The organism is Paenibacillus radicibacter (genome assembly GCF_024721995.1).
Classification (GTDB): domain Bacteria; phylum Bacillota; class Bacilli; order Paenibacillales; family NBRC-103111; genus Paenibacillus_AM; species Paenibacillus_AM radicibacter.
The window spans coordinates 151,391-167,573 of sequence record NZ_JANQBC010000005.1 but is presented as its reverse complement, the minus strand read 5'-3'; the positions used below and the strand labels follow the sequence as shown (position 1 = coordinate 167,573).

15 protein-coding genes are annotated in these 16,183 nt (G+C 42.7%); 1 reads left to right on the top strand and 14 read right to left on the bottom strand.

What is annotated here, in order from left to right; translation table 11 throughout:
* Positions 1-59: 59 nt before the first annotated feature.
* Both NV379_RS12530 and NV379_RS12525 read right to left on the bottom strand, forming a co-directional pair.
* Positions 60-260 carry a cold-shock protein gene (locus NV379_RS12530; protein WP_258207654.1) on the bottom strand — a complete coding sequence of 67 codons (201 nt, stop codon included), beginning with the start codon at positions 258-260 and terminating at the stop codon, positions 60-62.
* Between the two features lie 256 nt (positions 261-516).
* Positions 517-753 (bottom strand): DUF6953 family protein, encoded by a 237-nt coding sequence (locus NV379_RS12525; protein ID WP_258207653.1) that lies wholly within the window; start codon positions 751-753, stop codon positions 517-519.
* A gap of 198 nt (positions 754-951) precedes the next feature.
* On the opposite strand from NV379_RS12525, the gene NV379_RS12520 reads away from it, so the two are divergent.
* A complete protein-coding gene (locus NV379_RS12520) occupies positions 952-1,365 on the top strand; it encodes a hypothetical protein (protein ID WP_258207652.1) in 414 nt (137 codons plus the stop codon).
* 84 nt (positions 1,366-1,449) lie between these two features.
* On the opposite strand, the gene NV379_RS12515 is transcribed toward NV379_RS12520, so the two are convergent.
* From NV379_RS12515 to NV379_RS12460, 12 genes are all read right to left on the bottom strand, one after another.
* On the bottom strand, positions 1,450-2,205 hold the full coding sequence (locus NV379_RS12515) for a YheC/YheD family protein (protein ID WP_258207651.1): 756 nt from the start codon (positions 2,203-2,205) through the stop codon (positions 1,450-1,452).
* A gap of 135 nt (positions 2,206-2,340) precedes the next feature.
* Positions 2,341-2,598, bottom strand: a complete 258-nt coding sequence (locus NV379_RS12510; RefSeq protein ID WP_258207650.1) for a hypothetical protein — start codon at positions 2,596-2,598, stop codon at positions 2,341-2,343.
* 221 nt (positions 2,599-2,819) lie between these two features.
* Complete coding sequence (locus tag NV379_RS12505; protein WP_258207649.1) at positions 2,820-4,319, bottom strand: lytic polysaccharide monooxygenase; 1,500 nt, start codon at positions 4,317-4,319, stop codon at positions 2,820-2,822.
* A 252-nt stretch (positions 4,320-4,571) separates the two neighbouring features.
* Positions 4,572-5,648 (bottom strand): lytic polysaccharide monooxygenase, encoded by a 1,077-nt coding sequence (locus NV379_RS12500; protein ID WP_258207648.1) that lies wholly within the window; start codon positions 5,646-5,648, stop codon positions 4,572-4,574.
* Between the two features lie 195 nt (positions 5,649-5,843).
* Positions 5,844-6,536, bottom strand: coding sequence for an MgtC/SapB family protein (locus NV379_RS12495; protein WP_258207647.1), 693 nt, complete (start codon positions 6,534-6,536; stop codon positions 5,844-5,846).
* Positions 6,537-6,702: 166 nt separating this feature from the next.
* Complete coding sequence (pgmB, locus tag NV379_RS12490; RefSeq protein WP_258207646.1) at positions 6,703-7,338, bottom strand: beta-phosphoglucomutase; 636 nt, start codon at positions 7,336-7,338, stop codon at positions 6,703-6,705.
* 3 nt (positions 7,339-7,341) lie between these two features.
* Positions 7,342-9,027, bottom strand: coding sequence for a glycoside hydrolase family 13 protein (locus tag NV379_RS12485; protein ID WP_258207645.1), 1,686 nt, complete (start codon positions 9,025-9,027; stop codon positions 7,342-7,344).
* A gap of 305 nt (positions 9,028-9,332) precedes the next feature.
* On the bottom strand, positions 9,333-11,630 hold the full coding sequence (gene mdxK / locus NV379_RS12480) for a maltose phosphorylase MdxK (RefSeq protein WP_258207644.1): 2,298 nt from the start codon (positions 11,628-11,630) through the stop codon (positions 9,333-9,335).
* Positions 11,631-11,648: 18 nt separating this feature from the next.
* Positions 11,649-12,464: a carbohydrate ABC transporter permease gene (locus NV379_RS12475; protein ID WP_258207643.1), complete on the bottom strand. Its 816-nt coding sequence runs from the start codon at positions 12,462-12,464 to the stop codon at positions 11,649-11,651.
* On the bottom strand, positions 12,464-13,330 hold the full coding sequence (locus NV379_RS12470) for a carbohydrate ABC transporter permease (protein ID WP_258207642.1): 867 nt from the start codon (positions 13,328-13,330) through the stop codon (positions 12,464-12,466). Before NV379_RS12470 ends, NV379_RS12475 begins: the two co-directional genes overlap by 1 nt.
* A gap of 70 nt (positions 13,331-13,400) precedes the next feature.
* A complete protein-coding gene (locus tag NV379_RS12465) occupies positions 13,401-14,681 on the bottom strand; it encodes an ABC transporter substrate-binding protein (protein ID WP_258207641.1) in 1,281 nt (426 codons plus the stop codon).
* 59 nt (positions 14,682-14,740) lie between these two features.
* The gene (locus NV379_RS12460) at positions 14,741-15,754 is read right to left on the bottom strand and encodes a LacI family DNA-binding transcriptional regulator (protein ID WP_258207640.1); all 1,014 of its coding nucleotides are present in this window, start codon (positions 15,752-15,754) and stop codon (positions 14,741-14,743) included.
* Between the last annotated feature and the right edge of the window lie 429 nt (positions 15,755-16,183).

Sequence of the window (16,183 nt, the reverse complement as noted above, 5' to 3'; positions counted from 1 at the left end):
TCAATCTAGACAAAAAAAGACCGCCCCTAAGGGCGGTCTTTTTATTGTAAAATGTAAAATTACATTTTTACTACGTTTTCAGCTTGTGGTCCACGGTTGCCTTCAGTGATTGTGAATTCAACGCGTTGGCCTTCTTCAAGAGACTTGAAGCCGTCGCCTACGATAGCGGAGAAGTGAACGAATACATCGTTGCCACCTTCAACTTCGATAAAACCAAAACCTTTTTCTGCATTAAACCATTTAACGATACCTGATTCCATGATATTACCTCCAAAAAATATATTTTTAACATGTTTATTAATTATAAAATAAAAAACTCACACATTGGAAAGAGATCATTAACCAAATGATTCTTTTTCCAATACGTAAGTTCTGGTCTAAGTAACACATTTGCTATTCGCTATCAATTGATTTCATTGTAGCACAGGATCGTCCTGCTTGCAATTGACTGTAAATATTTGCATTATAGGCACGCGAGCAATAGCTTCCCACCGTGCCTCATGCAATTCTTTCATTCTAACTCCAGCCCCAGAAGAAGCCGTCTCTCTCCCACGCCGCTCTACCGCGGTGCATTTTCTTGAATACCTTCTTCACTTCTTTATCAATGGCTTGATTCCCGTTGTCATTCACATAAATAAACGACTCACCGAAGTTCGTTCTGATATATTCGACTGCATCGGCTTGATGCAGTATGCCTGCTGATTTCACTTGATCTAGCATCCACTGTGCGACCTCTTGTGCTGTGTAGTCCAACCGTATCACTCCATCATTTTTAATAGAAGTAATCGTATCACAAGCCGGGGCAAAAACCCAACATTTAAACCAATATTTAATTTGAACTTCATATTCAATTAAGGTTTGTGTATTATTCTATATTTAGTGCAACGACTTGTCCTGTCATACGTATTAATACGAATAGGCACTAAATTCACAGAAACGAGGAATGTACATATGCATCCGAAACAAATTATTATGGTTGGCACAATGGCATTCGCCATTACGATTGGATTTACGCTATTAAAAGAAGATCCTGAAGTTCAAGCAGCAAGTACAGCTACCACACAAGAGAGAATCACTATTTCATCATATACTTCTACACAAGATACACCTGCTTCCTTCGAACAAGCAATCGGCACTTCATCCGATGAAGAAGTATTTGACGCCTTGTACAACGGTAAATCACTAGCTGACATTGCGACAGATCATCAGCAAGATGCGCAAGGAGTTATTGACTTGCAAGTCGCACAGATGACAGAGCAGCTTAGTGATCGCTTAGCAAGTGGCAGCATCACACCTTCGATGTATTATGCGCAATTAGCTGAACTACCTTCGATCATTAGCGAAAGCGTATACGGTCACAAATAGCCAGTCAACAAGAAGGACGATATATCCCGGAGTCACATGACTTCGGTATATCGTCCTTTTCTATTTTATCTTCAGCTCACTCGTTTAACTATACCTGCCATACTGCTTCGCATAGAATATGATCCTCTGGTACAGCTTCTTATCTGCCATATGTTTGAGCGGATAGAATCGAGGGCTCGTATTCACTTCAAGTATCCAAGGTTTCCCCTTCGGGCCAATCGCAACATCTAAGCCTAATTCCCTGAAACCCTCCACATGATGCTCGAAATTGTTACCAACAGCGACACCCAACTGCTTCAATTGTTGTTCTAACTGCTGGATTTTGAGTGTATCATAACCTGCTCCAGCCATTGTCTCATTGAAATACCCTATAGCTCCGCCCTGATTATAGTTCGTCGTTACTTTATTACGCTCCCCTATTTTTGTGAAAATAGCACTGCTCACCCAATTGCCTCGGTTTGTCTTCTGCACCATTACTCGAATATCAAAAGGCTTGCCATTCGTTCTTGCTAAACGAATTCCTTTTTGCAACAAAAAGGATCTACTCCCGGCAAAGCGTTGCAGCTTTTGGTGTAGAGCATCAAGTGTTAGATAGTAAGACTTCTTCGTTTTATATTGAATTCGGTATCTGCTTGCAAGCCTCTTGATTCGAATGATTTTAGCCCCACCAGAACCGTCTGCAGGTTTAAAATAAATCATTCGATGCGCCGAAAGCATGGATTGCAAGTTCTTCCTATTAAACAGCATCGTACGAGGAACATGCTTACGTAACCGCGGCTGCTCTAATAACCATTTGGTTTTGGTCCATTTATTTTTTAACGAACTACTCTTATATTTCATGACATGGCTCACCTGCTCCCTTTCCTTCAGAGTATGAATGGGGGGAGGGGTTGTTCACGGCATTTTACATAGAAGATTAGTCCATCCTTTTGTGCTCATAAAAAAAAGCCACTACATCCGTAGTAGCTTTGTCATTTACATTCCAAATTTACGAACCACAACGGAGTGAGCGACCATCGAGCGGATCATAAAGAAGATGCCGCTTGCGAGTAAAAGTCCCATTCCTGTCATGACATAAGTAATAACTTGTTGCTCATTCCCACTTGCAAGATGTGTTCCTACGTAAGAAGCCAAGAAAGCCGTGATAAAGAAAAATACAGCTAACAATAATGAATTCTTCATCTTTCCACGTAGAACCTCGATTGATTTTGTATGTAATTTTTTAGACCACATATAAATTCCTCCTGCAAGTCATTTTGACTGAATTGTTACAATTATTATATTATCACAATTATGACATAATTAACAGCGTTTTCATCAAAAATCCGCCATATTTTTTTTCCATTCTTGTGACAAAATGAACAATCCGCTTGACTTCTGTAATTATGGCAAAATAAAAAAACTGTCTCTCAGGGGAGGGGACCCTGTAGAAACAGTTCTCTTCGATAAATGAATTACACGACTTTCCAGACCGTAGCCGTTCCAGGTGTTTCACCTTTCGTCCACCACTTGGCTTCATAGGTTACACCTTGATACGTAACACGATCGCCGCCATTGTAGGCTTTGGTTGCATTCCATTCTTGTGTTGCGCCATTAAGCAACTTCCAAGCAGAAGATGTATCTGGCTTCTCACCTTGTGTCCACCACTGCGCAGCATATTCCTTGCCTTGGTACTGTACTTTATCGCCACCAACATACACTTTCGTTGCATCCCATTCTGGCAATGTGCTTGAAGAAGACGGTTTCGTCTTCACCGTGAACGCTGCACTTTGAGCGGAAGCATTACCTGCAGCATCCACTGCTGTCACTGTGTACGTATAGGAAGTATCTGCTTGCAGACCTGTATCCATGTAGCTTGTTCCGGATACGGAAGTCACTTTCACATTGTTACGATATACATCATAATGGTGCACACCTACATTATCCGTTGATGGATTCCACATCAGATCAATCGTTGAAGGTGTCTCGCCCATCGAATGAACAGTCGTTGGTATGCTTGGTGCTTCCGTATCTACTGCTGGAATATCTTTCGTTGTTACTTGGATCGATGCACTTTTCGCAGATACATTCCCTGCGGCATCGACTGCTGTCACTGCATAAGTATAAGAAGTATTCGCCTGTAAACCGCTGTCCGTATAAGTAGTACCCGTTACGTTCGTCACTTTCGCTCCGTTACGATAAAGCTCATAGTGATGAACGCCAACATTATCGGTTGAAGCATTCCATTTGAGCGAGACACTGTTAGTGGTTTGCGCGGTTGAACCCACACCAGCTGGTACACTTGGAGCTTCTTGATCGACTGGTGGATTACCGTCATTTTTCAAATTAACGTCAATGACTTGGTAGAAGGAGTTCGCTGTATCAGAAATTTCCCATACACTTAGGATAATATAGTAACCACTGCGATCTGTCGGAATCTGAACATCATGGGCAACGCGCTGAGCTGGCTGCTGATTGCCGCCGCTGAATGTTGCAAGTAATTCAAAGTCACTGCCTTTAAGTGCTTGATTCGGATTCCAGCCTTTTTTCGTAATGTAATATTCCCACTTGCTAGTTGCATGTCTAGCTGTATTGTACCAAGTAAATGTATTCGTACCGCCATTCATATCAACTTTCTTCCAACGATCTGCTGTCTGTACATCTAGATCTGGATAACGACCAGCTCCTGCAATTTTACCATCACCAGGTCCACCATTCGGGAATCCCTTAGGTCCTTCCACGCTCTGTGGTTCATATTGAATTGGGCCGCAGCCTGTATTAATACCTTTGTTACATAGAATCGTTCGACTGGTTGGGGCTTCAACATAACCGTGTGCGGATGCAAGACCTGCGAATGATAACGAACCGATTATGCCACAGACAAGCGCAAGGGGTGTAGCAATACGTCTTAGCCGTTTACTAGTGTTAGTCCCCTCCTTCGATTTAGTGAACTGCTGCTGTAATCTTCTGAACATCCAATTACCACTCCCTATCGAATTTGTTATTTCCTTTCAACTCTTCCGTACATTTAAAGCCTACCATCAAAGGACCGTTCGTGTATCTAGGCTGATCGAATCAACTCTCCCTCCCCTCTAAGGCTTATAACTATGAGTCCTTATAGCTATTCATACCTTGATAAAAAGCAAAAAACAGTTATCGGAGACTAGTTCCCCAATAACTGTTCTTAATTAAAATGACCTATACATGCTCACTTCGATGATCGTTAATTAAATCTTTTTCCAGACATCTGCTGTCCCTGGTGTTTCACCTTGTGTCCACCACTTGGCTTCATATGTTACACCCTGATAAGTCACTTGATTTCCAGCAACGTATACTTTCGTCGCACTCCAAGCTTCGATTGTTGTGGAAGAAGTTTTGGTTTTCACTGTAAAAGCTGTACTTTGTGCCGACGCGTTACCCGCAGCATCAACTGCTTTTACGTTATAGGTATAAGAAGTATCCGCAAGCAGTCCACTATCGGTATAGGTCGTTCCTGTTACATCCGTTACTTTAACACCATTACGTAGCAGTTCATAGTGGTGAACGCCTACATTGTCTGTCGAAGCACTCCAATTCAGTGTTACACTATTTGCTGTCTGAGCGGAAGATGCAACACCTGTCGGTACGGATGGAGCTATAAGATCGGTAGGAGGGTTGGTGTTACTATTCTTCAAATTCACATCAATCACTTGGTAGAAGGAGTTCACAGTATCCGCAACTTCCCACACACTGAGGATAATGTAGTAGCCGCTGCGATCTGTTGGAACATTCACGTCATGGGAGACACGCTGTGCAGGCTGTTGTCCACCACCGCTAAATGTTGCTAACAATTCAAAGTCACTGCCTTTGAGTGGTTGGTTCGGATTCCAACCCACTTTCGTTATGTAATACTCCCACTTCGAAGTCGCATGTCTTGCTGAATGGTACCATGTGAATGTATTCTTGCCACCGTTAATATCTACTTTCTTCCAACGATCTGCTGTCTGTACATCAAGTTCTGGATAATGTCCCCCACCTGCAATGTTACCGTCCCCAGGGCCGCCATTTGGGAAGCCTTTAAGTCCTTCCACGCTTTGCGGTTCAAACTGAATCGGTCCGCATCCTGTATTAACCCCTTGGTTACACAATAAAGTCCTACTTTTCGGTCCCTCGACATAACCGTGTGCAGAAGCGAGACCAGCGAATGCTAAAGATCCAATTATGCCACATACAAGTGCAAGCGGTGTAGCAATACGCCTCGCACGTTTACTCGTGTTAGTCCCCTCCCTTGATTTAGTGAACTGCCGCTTCAATCTTGTTAACATTCATTTACCACTCCCTATAATTTATCATTACATCCCAATTCTACCATTTATTTACTATAAAACAACTGTTTTAGTAGAATATTTTATCTACCTATAATCAATTCCGACTATTTATACCTTCTTCCTTATTGTAAACAAAAAAACAGCTATCGGAGTCTTCCCTCCAATAACTGTTCGGTACCTCATCAAATTGATCTATAGATGCTCTACTTCAACGGTAAGTACGTGTTCGATCTGTTTAATATCATAATAAATATCAGTCGTGTAGTGGGTTTTCGGTACAGTTAGCGTCAGTTCGATAAGCTGTGTCCCATCTGTTAAATCCTTGATTTTCAAATCTCGAATCTTATATTCAACCCACAGATCATTACCGACTGTATGCTTATGTTCGATGCGCTTAATAATCTGCGTCATCTTCGTATTCGGCTCCACCTTGATCTTCACAGCCACTTCTTCCCGATTCAGTCTCTCCGGTCCTAGCATCTTGATGAGGAATGGGACAAAGTTAACGGCTAGAATAATGAGCACAACACCGCATATTGCCTCCAGATAAAATCCAACCCCGATCGTAATACCTAGAGCAGACGCTGACCAGACAAGCGCGGCTGAGGTGAGTCCCGAGATTACATCATTATGTTTGCGCAAAATAACCCCTGCTCCGATAAAGCCGACACCACTTACAATTTGCGCTGCCAGTCGCATCGGGTCCATATTCGGATGATTCTCACCTGCAAACTTGCCAAAAGCTTCAATCGAGACAATCGTAAGTAGGCAGCTGGCAATACAGATGACCATACTTGGTCGCAGTCCGAGCTGCTTCTGCTTGATCTGTCGATCAATTCCAATCAATAAGCCAAATAACAAGGCTAGACTTAATTTCAACATCATCTCAAGAGCTGACATATTCTCACATCACTTTGTTCATTTTTATAAAATAATAAGTTCTGATTATGATAGTATTCACCCCTCATTCTGTCAATATGACATGAAAAAGACCTAACCTCCACATCAAGTAGAAATTAGGTCTTATAGTAATGATGAATGAACGATTGAATTATGGCAGTAAGGAAATGCGAAGCTCAGCTGTCGATGCAAGTGTTACATCACCTGTAACGCCAATTCCGATGGAGCGAATGCCCGCTTTCTCTAGAGCTTCAATTCCTGCTTCTGCATCTTCAACACCAATTGCTTCAAGGGCTGGTACACCTAATCCCTGAATCGCATCTAGGAAAATGTCTGGTGCAGGCTTCCCGTTCACAATATGGTTCACATCGACAATGTAGGCGAAATAATCGCGAATTCCAAGCTTTTCCAAAATAACTGGAGCATTCTTGGATGCAGAACCAATTGCCAGCTGAATACCAGCTTCTTTTAATTCTTCCAAGAAAGCTTCAATACCCGGGAGCAGATCTGCCGATGTAATATCTTCGATCAGCACTTTATATTCTTCGTTCTTCTCATTAGCAAGACGATTGATCTCGTCAGACGAATACGCACCAAGCTTGTTACCATGTTCCAAGATGCGAATTAAGGAGTCGATACGAGAGACGCCCTTAAGCTGTTCATTGAACTCTTCGTCGATTTCAATACCGATCTGACTCGCCATGTTCTTCCATGCCAGGTAATGGTACTTAGCAGTGTCAGTAAGGACACCATCCAGATCAAATACGACCGCTTTTGTTGTACGCATCATTTATTCCTCCACATAGACAATTGCTTCGTAAGGTCTTAACTCTAAGCCAACTGGATGTGCTGCGCTATCTTCATAATTACTTAACAGTTTCGTCCAATTCGCACCTTGCAGATTTGCAGGTAGGTCGAATGTGGATGTATGGCCGTAGAAGTTCGCTACAACTAGCAGACGCTTGCCTTCATGTTCCCTTGTATAAGCGAAGATTTCAGCGTGATCTTCTAAGATCAGCGCATATTTGCCATGAACAACAATCGGCAGTTCTTTACGCAATTGGATCATTTTTTGATAATGATAGAATACCGAATTCGGATCTTGAAGTGCCGCTTCTACGTTGATTGCTTCAAAACTCGGATTCACCTTAAGCCAAGGCTGACCTGTTGTGAAGCCTGCATTCGTCGTATCATTCCACTGCATCGGCGTACGTGCGTTATCGCGACCTTTGTAATGAACAGCCTTCAAGAATTGCTCGTGCGATAGAGTTCCGTTCTCCTGCACCAGCTCACGATAGGCATTACGAATCTCAAGATCGTTATACTCGTCGATCTCGTATGCACAGTTCACCATACCGATCTCTTCACCTTGATAAATGTAAGGCGTACCTTTCATAAAGTGAAGAATTGTTCCTAACATCTTCGCACTTTCCACGCGATACTCGCGATCATTGCCCCAACGAGATACAATACGCGGCTGATCGTGGTTGTTCCAGTACAAGCTGTTCCAGCCACCAACTTCAAGTTCAGTCTGCCACTTCGTCAAGTTCTCTTTAAGCTCAACCAAGTTCAGATCACGCATCGCCCACTTGCCATTTGGTGTACCTTGCTCGGTATCCAGATCCATATGCTCGAACGTGAAGATCATGTTCAGTTCGTTGCGAGATGGCTCTGTGAACAATTTCGCTTCGCTCGGTGATGAACCTGGTGCTTCACCAACTGTCATGCAGTCGTACTTCGACAACACTTCACGATTCATATCCTTCAAAAATTCATGCAGACGCGGGCCGTTTGTATGGTATTTGCCGATTAGGTACTTATGACCTTCAACTTTGTCGTAATCCGGGTAGTCTTGGAATTTGGAGATGGAGCTGATTACATCGAGTCTCCAGCCATCCACACCTTTTTCCATCCAGAAGTTCATCAGATCCCAAACATCATTGCGAAGTTGTTCATTCTCCCAGTTCAAATCCGGTTGACGCTTGGAGAAGTAGTGCAAGAAGTACTGATCTGTTGTTTCATCGTACTGCCAAGCGGAACCGCTGAAGTAGGAACCCCAGTTGTTCGGTTCTGTTCCGTCTTCTTTACCGTCTTTCCAGATATAGTAATCCCTGTAAGGGTTATCTTTGCTCTTACGGCTTTCGATGAACCACTGATGTTCATCGGATGTATGGTTCACAACAAGGTCCATAACGATCTTGATACCGCGCTTATGTGCTTCATCAATCATCTTGAACATGTCTTCGTTCGTACCGAATTCTTCGTACACGCGCTTGTAATCGCGAATGTCGTAGCCGTTGTCGTCCTGCGGCGAATCGAATACAGGGCTTAGCCAGATCACGTCGATGCCAAGTTGTTTCAAGTAATCTAGTTTCTCGATGATGCCTGGGATATCACCCATGCCATCTCCGTTGGAGTCATTGAAGCTTCTTGGGTAAATTTGATAGACGACTGAGCTTTTCCACCAATCTTTCATAATGTGAACCTCCTAGGTGTAGGTGATGTAGGTGCGAGTAGTTGAGGCGCTGCAGAGAAAAGAAGTGCTTCCGGTCGCTGTCTCAATCGTGAAATTGGAATTGATTTAATGGTAGTTTCACGATTTCAAAGGCGAACACTTCGTTCCTCCAGCACATCCATTCTCTTTCGCTACTTCGGTTTATTTAGCACCATTTACTCGTTCGATTAAGCATAATGAAATCTTTAATTACATTAAATATCAATTATTTACAAGTGATTTCACTTCATCACTTTTATGGTCAATACGATCATTGATTAATTCAACTAAGCAAGTACCATCGACTTTACGATTTCCGTTTCAAGTAGGACACTTTCGTCCATCAACTTCAGGCTTAATGCCTCGCCGCGAAGTAGTTCTAGGCGAGTTTCGCCTTTGGATACGGTTACTTTAAGCAAACGGTCGCGGTAGTTGATTTTGAAGGAATAGTGATCCCAGCCTTTTGGCAGGATTGGCTTGAAGGATAGCGTTTCATTACTCGTACGCATGCCTGCGAAGCCTTGAACGATTGCCAGCCAGCTGCCTGTCATCGAAGTGATGTGTAGGCCGTCTTCGGTATCATTGTTATAGTTATCGAGATCAAGTCTAGCTGTACGCTGGTACATTTCAACTGCTTTTTCTTCCATGCCTAGCTCAGCAGCTAGCACGGAGTGAATGCACGGCGATAGACTGGATTCGTGTACAGTCATTGGCTCGTAGAACTCGAAGTTCTTACGCTTCTGTTCCATTGTGAATTGATCACCGTGGAAGTAGATCCCTTGCAACACGTCAGCTTGCTTGATGAAGCAAGAGCGCAGAACGCGATCCCATGACCAATTTTGGTTAAGTGGACGATGCTCAGGTGCTAGTTCACTTACTGGCATTAATTCTTTATCCAAGAACGTATCATGCTGCACAAATACGTCTAGTTCTGCATCGTAAGGGAAGTACATATTCTCTGTGATGGATGTCCACTGTGCTTGTTCTTCACTTGTTACTTCAAGCTGATCGAAATGCGTTACTGTGCCTGCTTCACGAAGATCTGCGATCACCTCTAGTGTGTAGGACAAGCACCATTTTGCCATAAAGTTCGTATACCAGTTGTTGTTTACGTTGTTCTCGTACTCGTTCGGGCCTGTTACACCATGAATCATATACTTGCCTTGACGCTTGGAGTAGTGAACGCGATCTGCCCAGAAGCGAGCAATCCCAACTAACACTTCAATACCGAACTGCTCTAGATACGATTTATCTCCTGTGTAATTCACGTAGTTATAAATGGCATAAACCATTGCCGCATTACGATGAATCTCTTCGAACGTAATTTCCCACTCGTTATGGCACTCCACACCTGTGAACGTTACCATCGGATAAAGCGCGCCTTTAAGACCTTGTTGTCTTGCATTATGGTAAGCGCCTTCTAATTGATTGTGACGATAAAGGAGTAGATTACGCGTTACTTCTTTGTCTGCTACGGATAAGTAAAGTGGAACTGCGTATGCTTCTGTATCCCAGTACGTTGCACCGCCATATTTTTCACCGGTAAAGCCCTTCGGACCGATGTTCAGTCTGGAATCTTCACCGTAATAAGTAGCGAACAATTGGAACAAGTTGTAGCGAATGCCTTGCTGTGCTTCGTCATCGCCTGCGATCTCCACATCGGAGATTTCCCAACGCTCTAGCCATTTTGCAACGTGTGCTTGTTTCAGAGCTTCATAACCGACTTCAACAGCCTGCTCAAGAAGTTTGTCTGCTGCTGGGCGCACTTCTGTTTCCGCATAATCACGGGATGATGTAATGCTAATATATTTATGAATGCCGACTGTTTCGCCTTCATTAGCCTGAATCGTTACGGTGTTAGCAACGTACATGTCACGATCGGAAGAAGTGATTACCGCTTCTTTGGATGCTGCTACATGCATGCTTGCCGCTACTGTAAACTGCGGTGTGCCAAATGGATTCGACTTCGTCTTCGATACGAGAGCTCCACCTGTTGCTAGCGCCTTACGCTCGATCTCGAGCCAGAACGTTTCCTCATAGTTGGAATCCTCATTCTGTACATTACCATCTAAATATGGGGTGAATGTAATTTCCCCCGAATAATTTAGAGGTGTTACTGTGTAGGAGATCGCACCGATTTCCTTGCGATCGGCACTTAGGAAGCGTTCCACTTTGAACGCGGTCTCTTTGTTTCCTTTTACAAGGATGAATTGACGATTTAACATGCCTGTTTGCATATCAAGTTCTAGGTGGAAGTCGCGAACCTCATCAACATAAAGGTCCACTTCCTCCCCATCTACTTGCACGCCGATCCCAATAAAGTTAAGGGAGTTAATCACTTTACCGAAATACTCCGGGTAGCCATTCTTCCACCAGCCAACCTTCGTCTTGTCCGGGAACCATACGCCTGCAATGTAACTACCTTGGTGAGAATCGCCTGAATACGTCTCCTCAAAGTTGCCGCGCATCCCCATATATCCATTACCTATTGAAGTTAAACTCTCGCTAAGTCTACGATCTTCCTTGTGCAGAGTACTTGTTGTTAATTTAAAACCTTGTACATCAAACAATCGCTTCATGTTCATTTCAAATTCCTCCTACTTCTACTTCACTGAACCTTGGGTAACACCTTGAATAATTTGTCTTTGTGCAAAGAAGTACATGATAATAATTGGAATAATCCCTAGTGTTAAACCTGCAAGTGCTAAGTGCCATTGCTTCGTATATTCACCAAAGAAATAGAACATTTTGAGCGGGATTGTTTGTTTTCCTTCTTGATTTATGACTAAAGACGGCAATAGGTAGTCATTCCAGATCCAAATTGTGTTCAAGATACCGACTGTAACTGTGATCGGCTTGAGGATCGGGAAAATAATTTTCCAGAATGTCTGTAAGCTATTACAACCGTCAATTTTGGCAGCTTCATCGAGTGTGACAGGAATCGAAGTTAGGGAACCATGGTATAAGAAGATCGATAAACTTGATCCAAAACCAAGGTACATGATAATAATACCGACTCTGTTCAACATCTCTACTTTACCGAATAACGTGATAAGCGGAATCATAACCGATTGGAACGGAATCAACATCGCAGCAACGAATACCAGGAATAGAATACCGCTGAGCTTTGTCTTCGTACGAGATAGCGCATATGCAGCCATCGATGCGAAGATGATGATGATCACAACACCAATGACAGTAATGAGTACCGAGTTAAAGAATGTTTTCCAAAAATCAAGCTGTTCCGCTGCTTTGGAATAGTTCTCAAAAGTCCATGTGTTAGGTAATCCGAGTGTATCGGTGAAAATTTCTTTCTTCGTCTTAAAGGAGTTCACGATCATTAAGTAAAACGGCGATAACCAAATCAAACCAAGTAAGAGTCCGAGAATCTCAATTATTAAGTTCTGTCTCCTTTTCATTACAACTCCACCTCACGCTTCTTGTTGATATAAACTTGAGTTAGCGCAATCGCTGCAACAATTAGGAAGAAAACAATCGCTTTAGCTTGAGAATAAGCCATTTGATTTTCCCCGAACGCGGATTTAAAGATGTTCATTGCCACCATCTGCGTTGAGTTGTAAGGTCCCCCGCCTGTTAAAGACAAGTTCTGATCGTACAATTTGAATGAGTTTGAAAGTGTTAAGAACAAGCTCACTGTAAATGCAGGTGCAACGAGCGGGAACGTGATTGCTTTAAAACGTTGGAACGCATTCGCTCCATCGATTTCTGCTGCTTCGATTAGATCCTGCGGTACATTTTCTAAGTATGCTACATAGATAACCATAATGTAACCAGCCATTTGCCAGCTCATAAGAATGACGAGTCCCCAGAAACTTGTTCCAGGTGTAGATAACCAACTTTGAAGCGATTCAATACCAAGGGCACTACCTACAGCGCCGAATACTTTGATAAAAATAAACTGCCAGATGAAACCTAAGATCAATCCGCCGATCAAGTTCGGCATGAAAAATACGGTACGAAGCATATTTTTCGATTTAATTTTCGACGTTACGATTAGCGCAAGTCCAAGCCCGATGATATTAATGAAAAAAATGGAGGCTACTGAAAACTTCGTCGTGAACCATAGTGAATTTAGGAATACTTTGTCCTGTAGTAATTTCGCGTAATTCCCAAGCCCTACAAATTCAGTCGACTCAATACCGTTCCAGTTTGTAAATGAGTAGTACAAACCAAATAATAGTGGAACGACAACAACAATGAATAATGCAGCCAATGTCGGGGCTAGGAATAGCCAGAACGCAAGGCTATTTTTGTTGCTTTTCATAAAAATCCTCCTTCATCGAGTTATAAACAAAGCGGCTGATACCAGCCGCTTTATTTACGACTCTGTCGCTTTATCTAGCTGCTTTCCAAGTATCCTTCGCGTTTTGAACGAGTTGATCCCACGGCAATTTGCCGCTTACATATTGCTGAATGTCAGCACCTAGCTTATCCATACCCCATGCACTTGGGTAGCCCATGAATACCCAACCCATTGTTTTGCCTTCTTGAGCAAATTTGTAGATTTCTTTGGAGATAGGATCTGCAATTTTATCTGTTTCGAAACCGTCATATGCAGGAATGAATTTAAAGTCTTCTAATACTGTTTTCTTACCAGCATCAGATGTGTACAACCAGTCAATGAATGCTTTACTTTCTTTCTTCACAGCATCGCTCTTTGTTTCATTTACTGCCCAGTACATTGGAACACCTACAGGAATGGAATCTTCCTTGAAGCCCTCAACTGGCAGTGGCAAGATACCTACATTATTTGCAGCGAATTCCTTATCAATGCCTTCGATGGAGCCATAAACCCAGTTTCCTTGTTGGATGAATGCGACTTTACCGTTAGAGAATAGTTCTTCTACTTGGCGGGAGTAGTCTAAGCTCACCGTTGGTTGAACGGAATAATTTTGTTGTAAATCAAGCACTTTTTTGAATGCTTCTTGGTATTTGAACTGAATTTCTTTTGCGTTGTAAGCTTTAGCAATGTCTTCACCAAACTCAGCGGAGAAGAATGGGTTAGATAGGTGTAAACCTGTTACCCAAGTTTCTTTAGCTGGGAATGCTGTTACAGAATCAAGGCCAAGTTCTTTTTTCTTGGAGTCAAGAAGTTTAGCTGCATCTTCAAGCGCTTTGTAAGACTTAATTGTGCTTGGGTCGATGCCTGCTTTCTTGAACACTTCTTTGTTATATAGGAAACCGTAACCTTCTTGTGCAAAAGGTAGGCCATATGTTTTACCATCAACAGTTACACCGGAAAGTGTACCTTTTAGTGCTTTCTTAAAGGCTTCTGTATCAGATACGTCAGCAAGCTTGCCTTTCCAGTCTGCAACGTCTTGCGGGCCACCTACGTTGAAGATCGCTGGCTCAGCACCGGATGCGAACTTCGATTTTAGTGCTGCACCGTAGTCGTCACCGCCGCCAACAGTACTGATGTTAATTTTTACATTTGGATGCAATTTCTCGTAGTCTTTCGCTACTTTCTCGAATTGCTCTTTGAATTCTACTTTAAATTGGAATACATCAATGACTGTTTGATCAGACGCTGCCTTATTGTCACCCTTACCACCACAGCCTGTAAGAGCACCTACTGCAAGTGCACCTGCTGCTACTAAAGCAATCCCTTTTTTCATTACATTGACCTCCTCTAAGTTGAGAAAATATCTATAAATACTGCTTTACACAGGATTTATTATGGTTGTGGAAAGTCTCGTTTAACCAACTGGTGATCTACGATGACTTTATGACTGACTTGCTTGTTATTCATAACATCAATTAACATCTGACAAGCCTTGGAGCCAATTTCTTCGGCATGAATCTCGATACTGGAAATACAAAGACTTGCATTAACGAAGTATGAACTATTGTTAAACCCTGCGATTTTTACATCTCTTGGAACTTGAATTCCCATGCTTGATAATTGTTCAATGACATAGCCTCCGACTTGATCATCCAGTACGATCAGTGCGTCAGGTTTATCCTGTGAGGCAAACATGCTTTTTAAACAAATTGATGATTCGGTATATAAGTTGTCTGTTAGTATAAATTGTTCGTTTATTGGCAATTGATGTTCTTCAAGCGCTTTCATATAGCCGTTTAAACGATTGACAGTTACGACCGATTTCGTTGTGCCGCCGATAAAACCAATTCTTCGCTTGCCACCTGCAATCAGGTAGGAAGTTAAATCTTTGGAAGCTTGGAAGTTATCATTATCGACACTGTAAATGTCAGTTTCATTCTCGTAACTACCAATGAGTACAAATGGGAATTGTGACTTAAGTAAATACTCAATGCCTTCATCCTTCACTTTGGATCGCATTAAGATCATCCCATCTACTTTCTTGCCATTCACATAACGACCAATTGCATCGACTTCCGATACCTTGTTCGTCGAGATCAGAATGTCATAACCATTATCACTTGCTACTGTACAAATTCCTCGAAGTGACTCTTGAAAAAATGAACCAGCGTAGAAAGCTTCTGCATTCTGTATCGGCATCACGATCCCGATGGTCTTGGTCGACTTGTTCGCCAAGCTTCTTGCGACTTCATTCGGGTGATAACCGAGTTCCTTGATAATTTCATAAATCTTATCTTTCGTCTTCTGGCTAATTCGCGGGTGATCCGAGAGTACTCGTGACACGGTTGACTTCGATACTCCAGCGAGTTCAGCAATCGTCGAAAGCGTCGTATTCTTTGTTTCCATACGAAACGCCTCCTCTACCAAGTAATTCTAATCCGGATTTGTGCAACCGGTTGTTCTATGTTGCGCAACCGCTTGCATAATGTTGTGCAACCGGTTGACCTCATTGTAGCACCACCCCAATTGAATGTAAATAGGAAGCGTATTCATGAGGGGGTGGTAAAATATTACTCAGTTGGATGTGGTAGCAAAAGTAGTGTTTTCGGGGTGAGAAAAGGAAGCTAAAGTCTGGGGCACTGCGGGGAAGGATGTACTTCCGGCCGCTGTCTCAATCGTGAACCCTTGATTAGAATGGTGGGTAGGTTCACGATTTCAAAGGCGGTCGCTTTCACTCCTCCAATACATCCTTCCCCTTCGTTTCACGACTTATCCCACCACATGGTGGTGAGGAAGGCAAAGAGCCGTCACAGCGGTGCTTTGTGACGGCTCTTT

Excerpts from the sequence above, each read along its gene's own strand:
- NV379_RS12475 (WP_258207643.1), bottom strand. The coding sequence starts at position 12,464 with ATGAAAAGGAGACAGAACTTAATAATTGAGATTCTCGGACTCTTACTT.
- NV379_RS12465 (WP_258207641.1), bottom strand. The coding sequence starts at position 14,681 with ATGAAAAAAGGGATTGCTTTAGTAGCAGCAGGTGCACTTGCAGTAGGT.
- NV379_RS12520 (WP_258207652.1), top strand. The coding sequence starts at position 952 with ATGCATCCGAAACAAATTATTATGGTTGGCACAATGGCATTCGCCATT.
- NV379_RS12515 (WP_258207651.1), bottom strand. The coding sequence starts at position 2,205 with ATGAAATATAAGAGTAGTTCGTTAAAAAATAAATGGACCAAAACCAAA.
- NV379_RS12495 (WP_258207647.1), bottom strand. The coding sequence starts at position 6,536 with ATGATGTTGAAATTAAGTCTAGCCTTGTTATTTGGCTTATTGATTGGA.
- pgmB (WP_258207646.1), bottom strand. The coding sequence starts at position 7,338 with ATGCGTACAACAAAAGCGGTCGTATTTGATCTGGATGGTGTCCTTACT.
- NV379_RS12530 (WP_258207654.1), bottom strand. The coding sequence starts at position 260 with ATGGAATCAGGTATCGTTAAATGGTTTAATGCAGAAAAAGGTTTTGGT.
- NV379_RS12470 (WP_258207642.1), bottom strand. The coding sequence starts at position 13,330 with ATGAAAAGCAACAAAAATAGCCTTGCGTTCTGGCTATTCCTAGCCCCG.
- NV379_RS12500 (WP_258207648.1), bottom strand. The coding sequence starts at position 5,648 with ATGTTAACAAGATTGAAGCGGCAGTTCACTAAATCAAGGGAGGGGACT.
- NV379_RS12485 (WP_258207645.1), bottom strand. The coding sequence starts at position 9,027 with ATGAAAGATTGGTGGAAAAGCTCAGTCGTCTATCAAATTTACCCAAGA.
- NV379_RS12510 (WP_258207650.1), bottom strand. The coding sequence starts at position 2,598 with ATGTGGTCTAAAAAATTACATACAAAATCAATCGAGGTTCTACGTGGA.
- NV379_RS12460 (WP_258207640.1), bottom strand. The coding sequence starts at position 15,754 with ATGGAAACAAAGAATACGACGCTTTCGACGATTGCTGAACTCGCTGGA.
- NV379_RS12505 (WP_258207649.1), bottom strand. The coding sequence starts at position 4,319 with ATGTTCAGAAGATTACAGCAGCAGTTCACTAAATCGAAGGAGGGGACT.
- mdxK (WP_258207644.1), bottom strand. The coding sequence starts at position 11,630 with ATGAACATGAAGCGATTGTTTGATGTACAAGGTTTTAAATTAACAACA.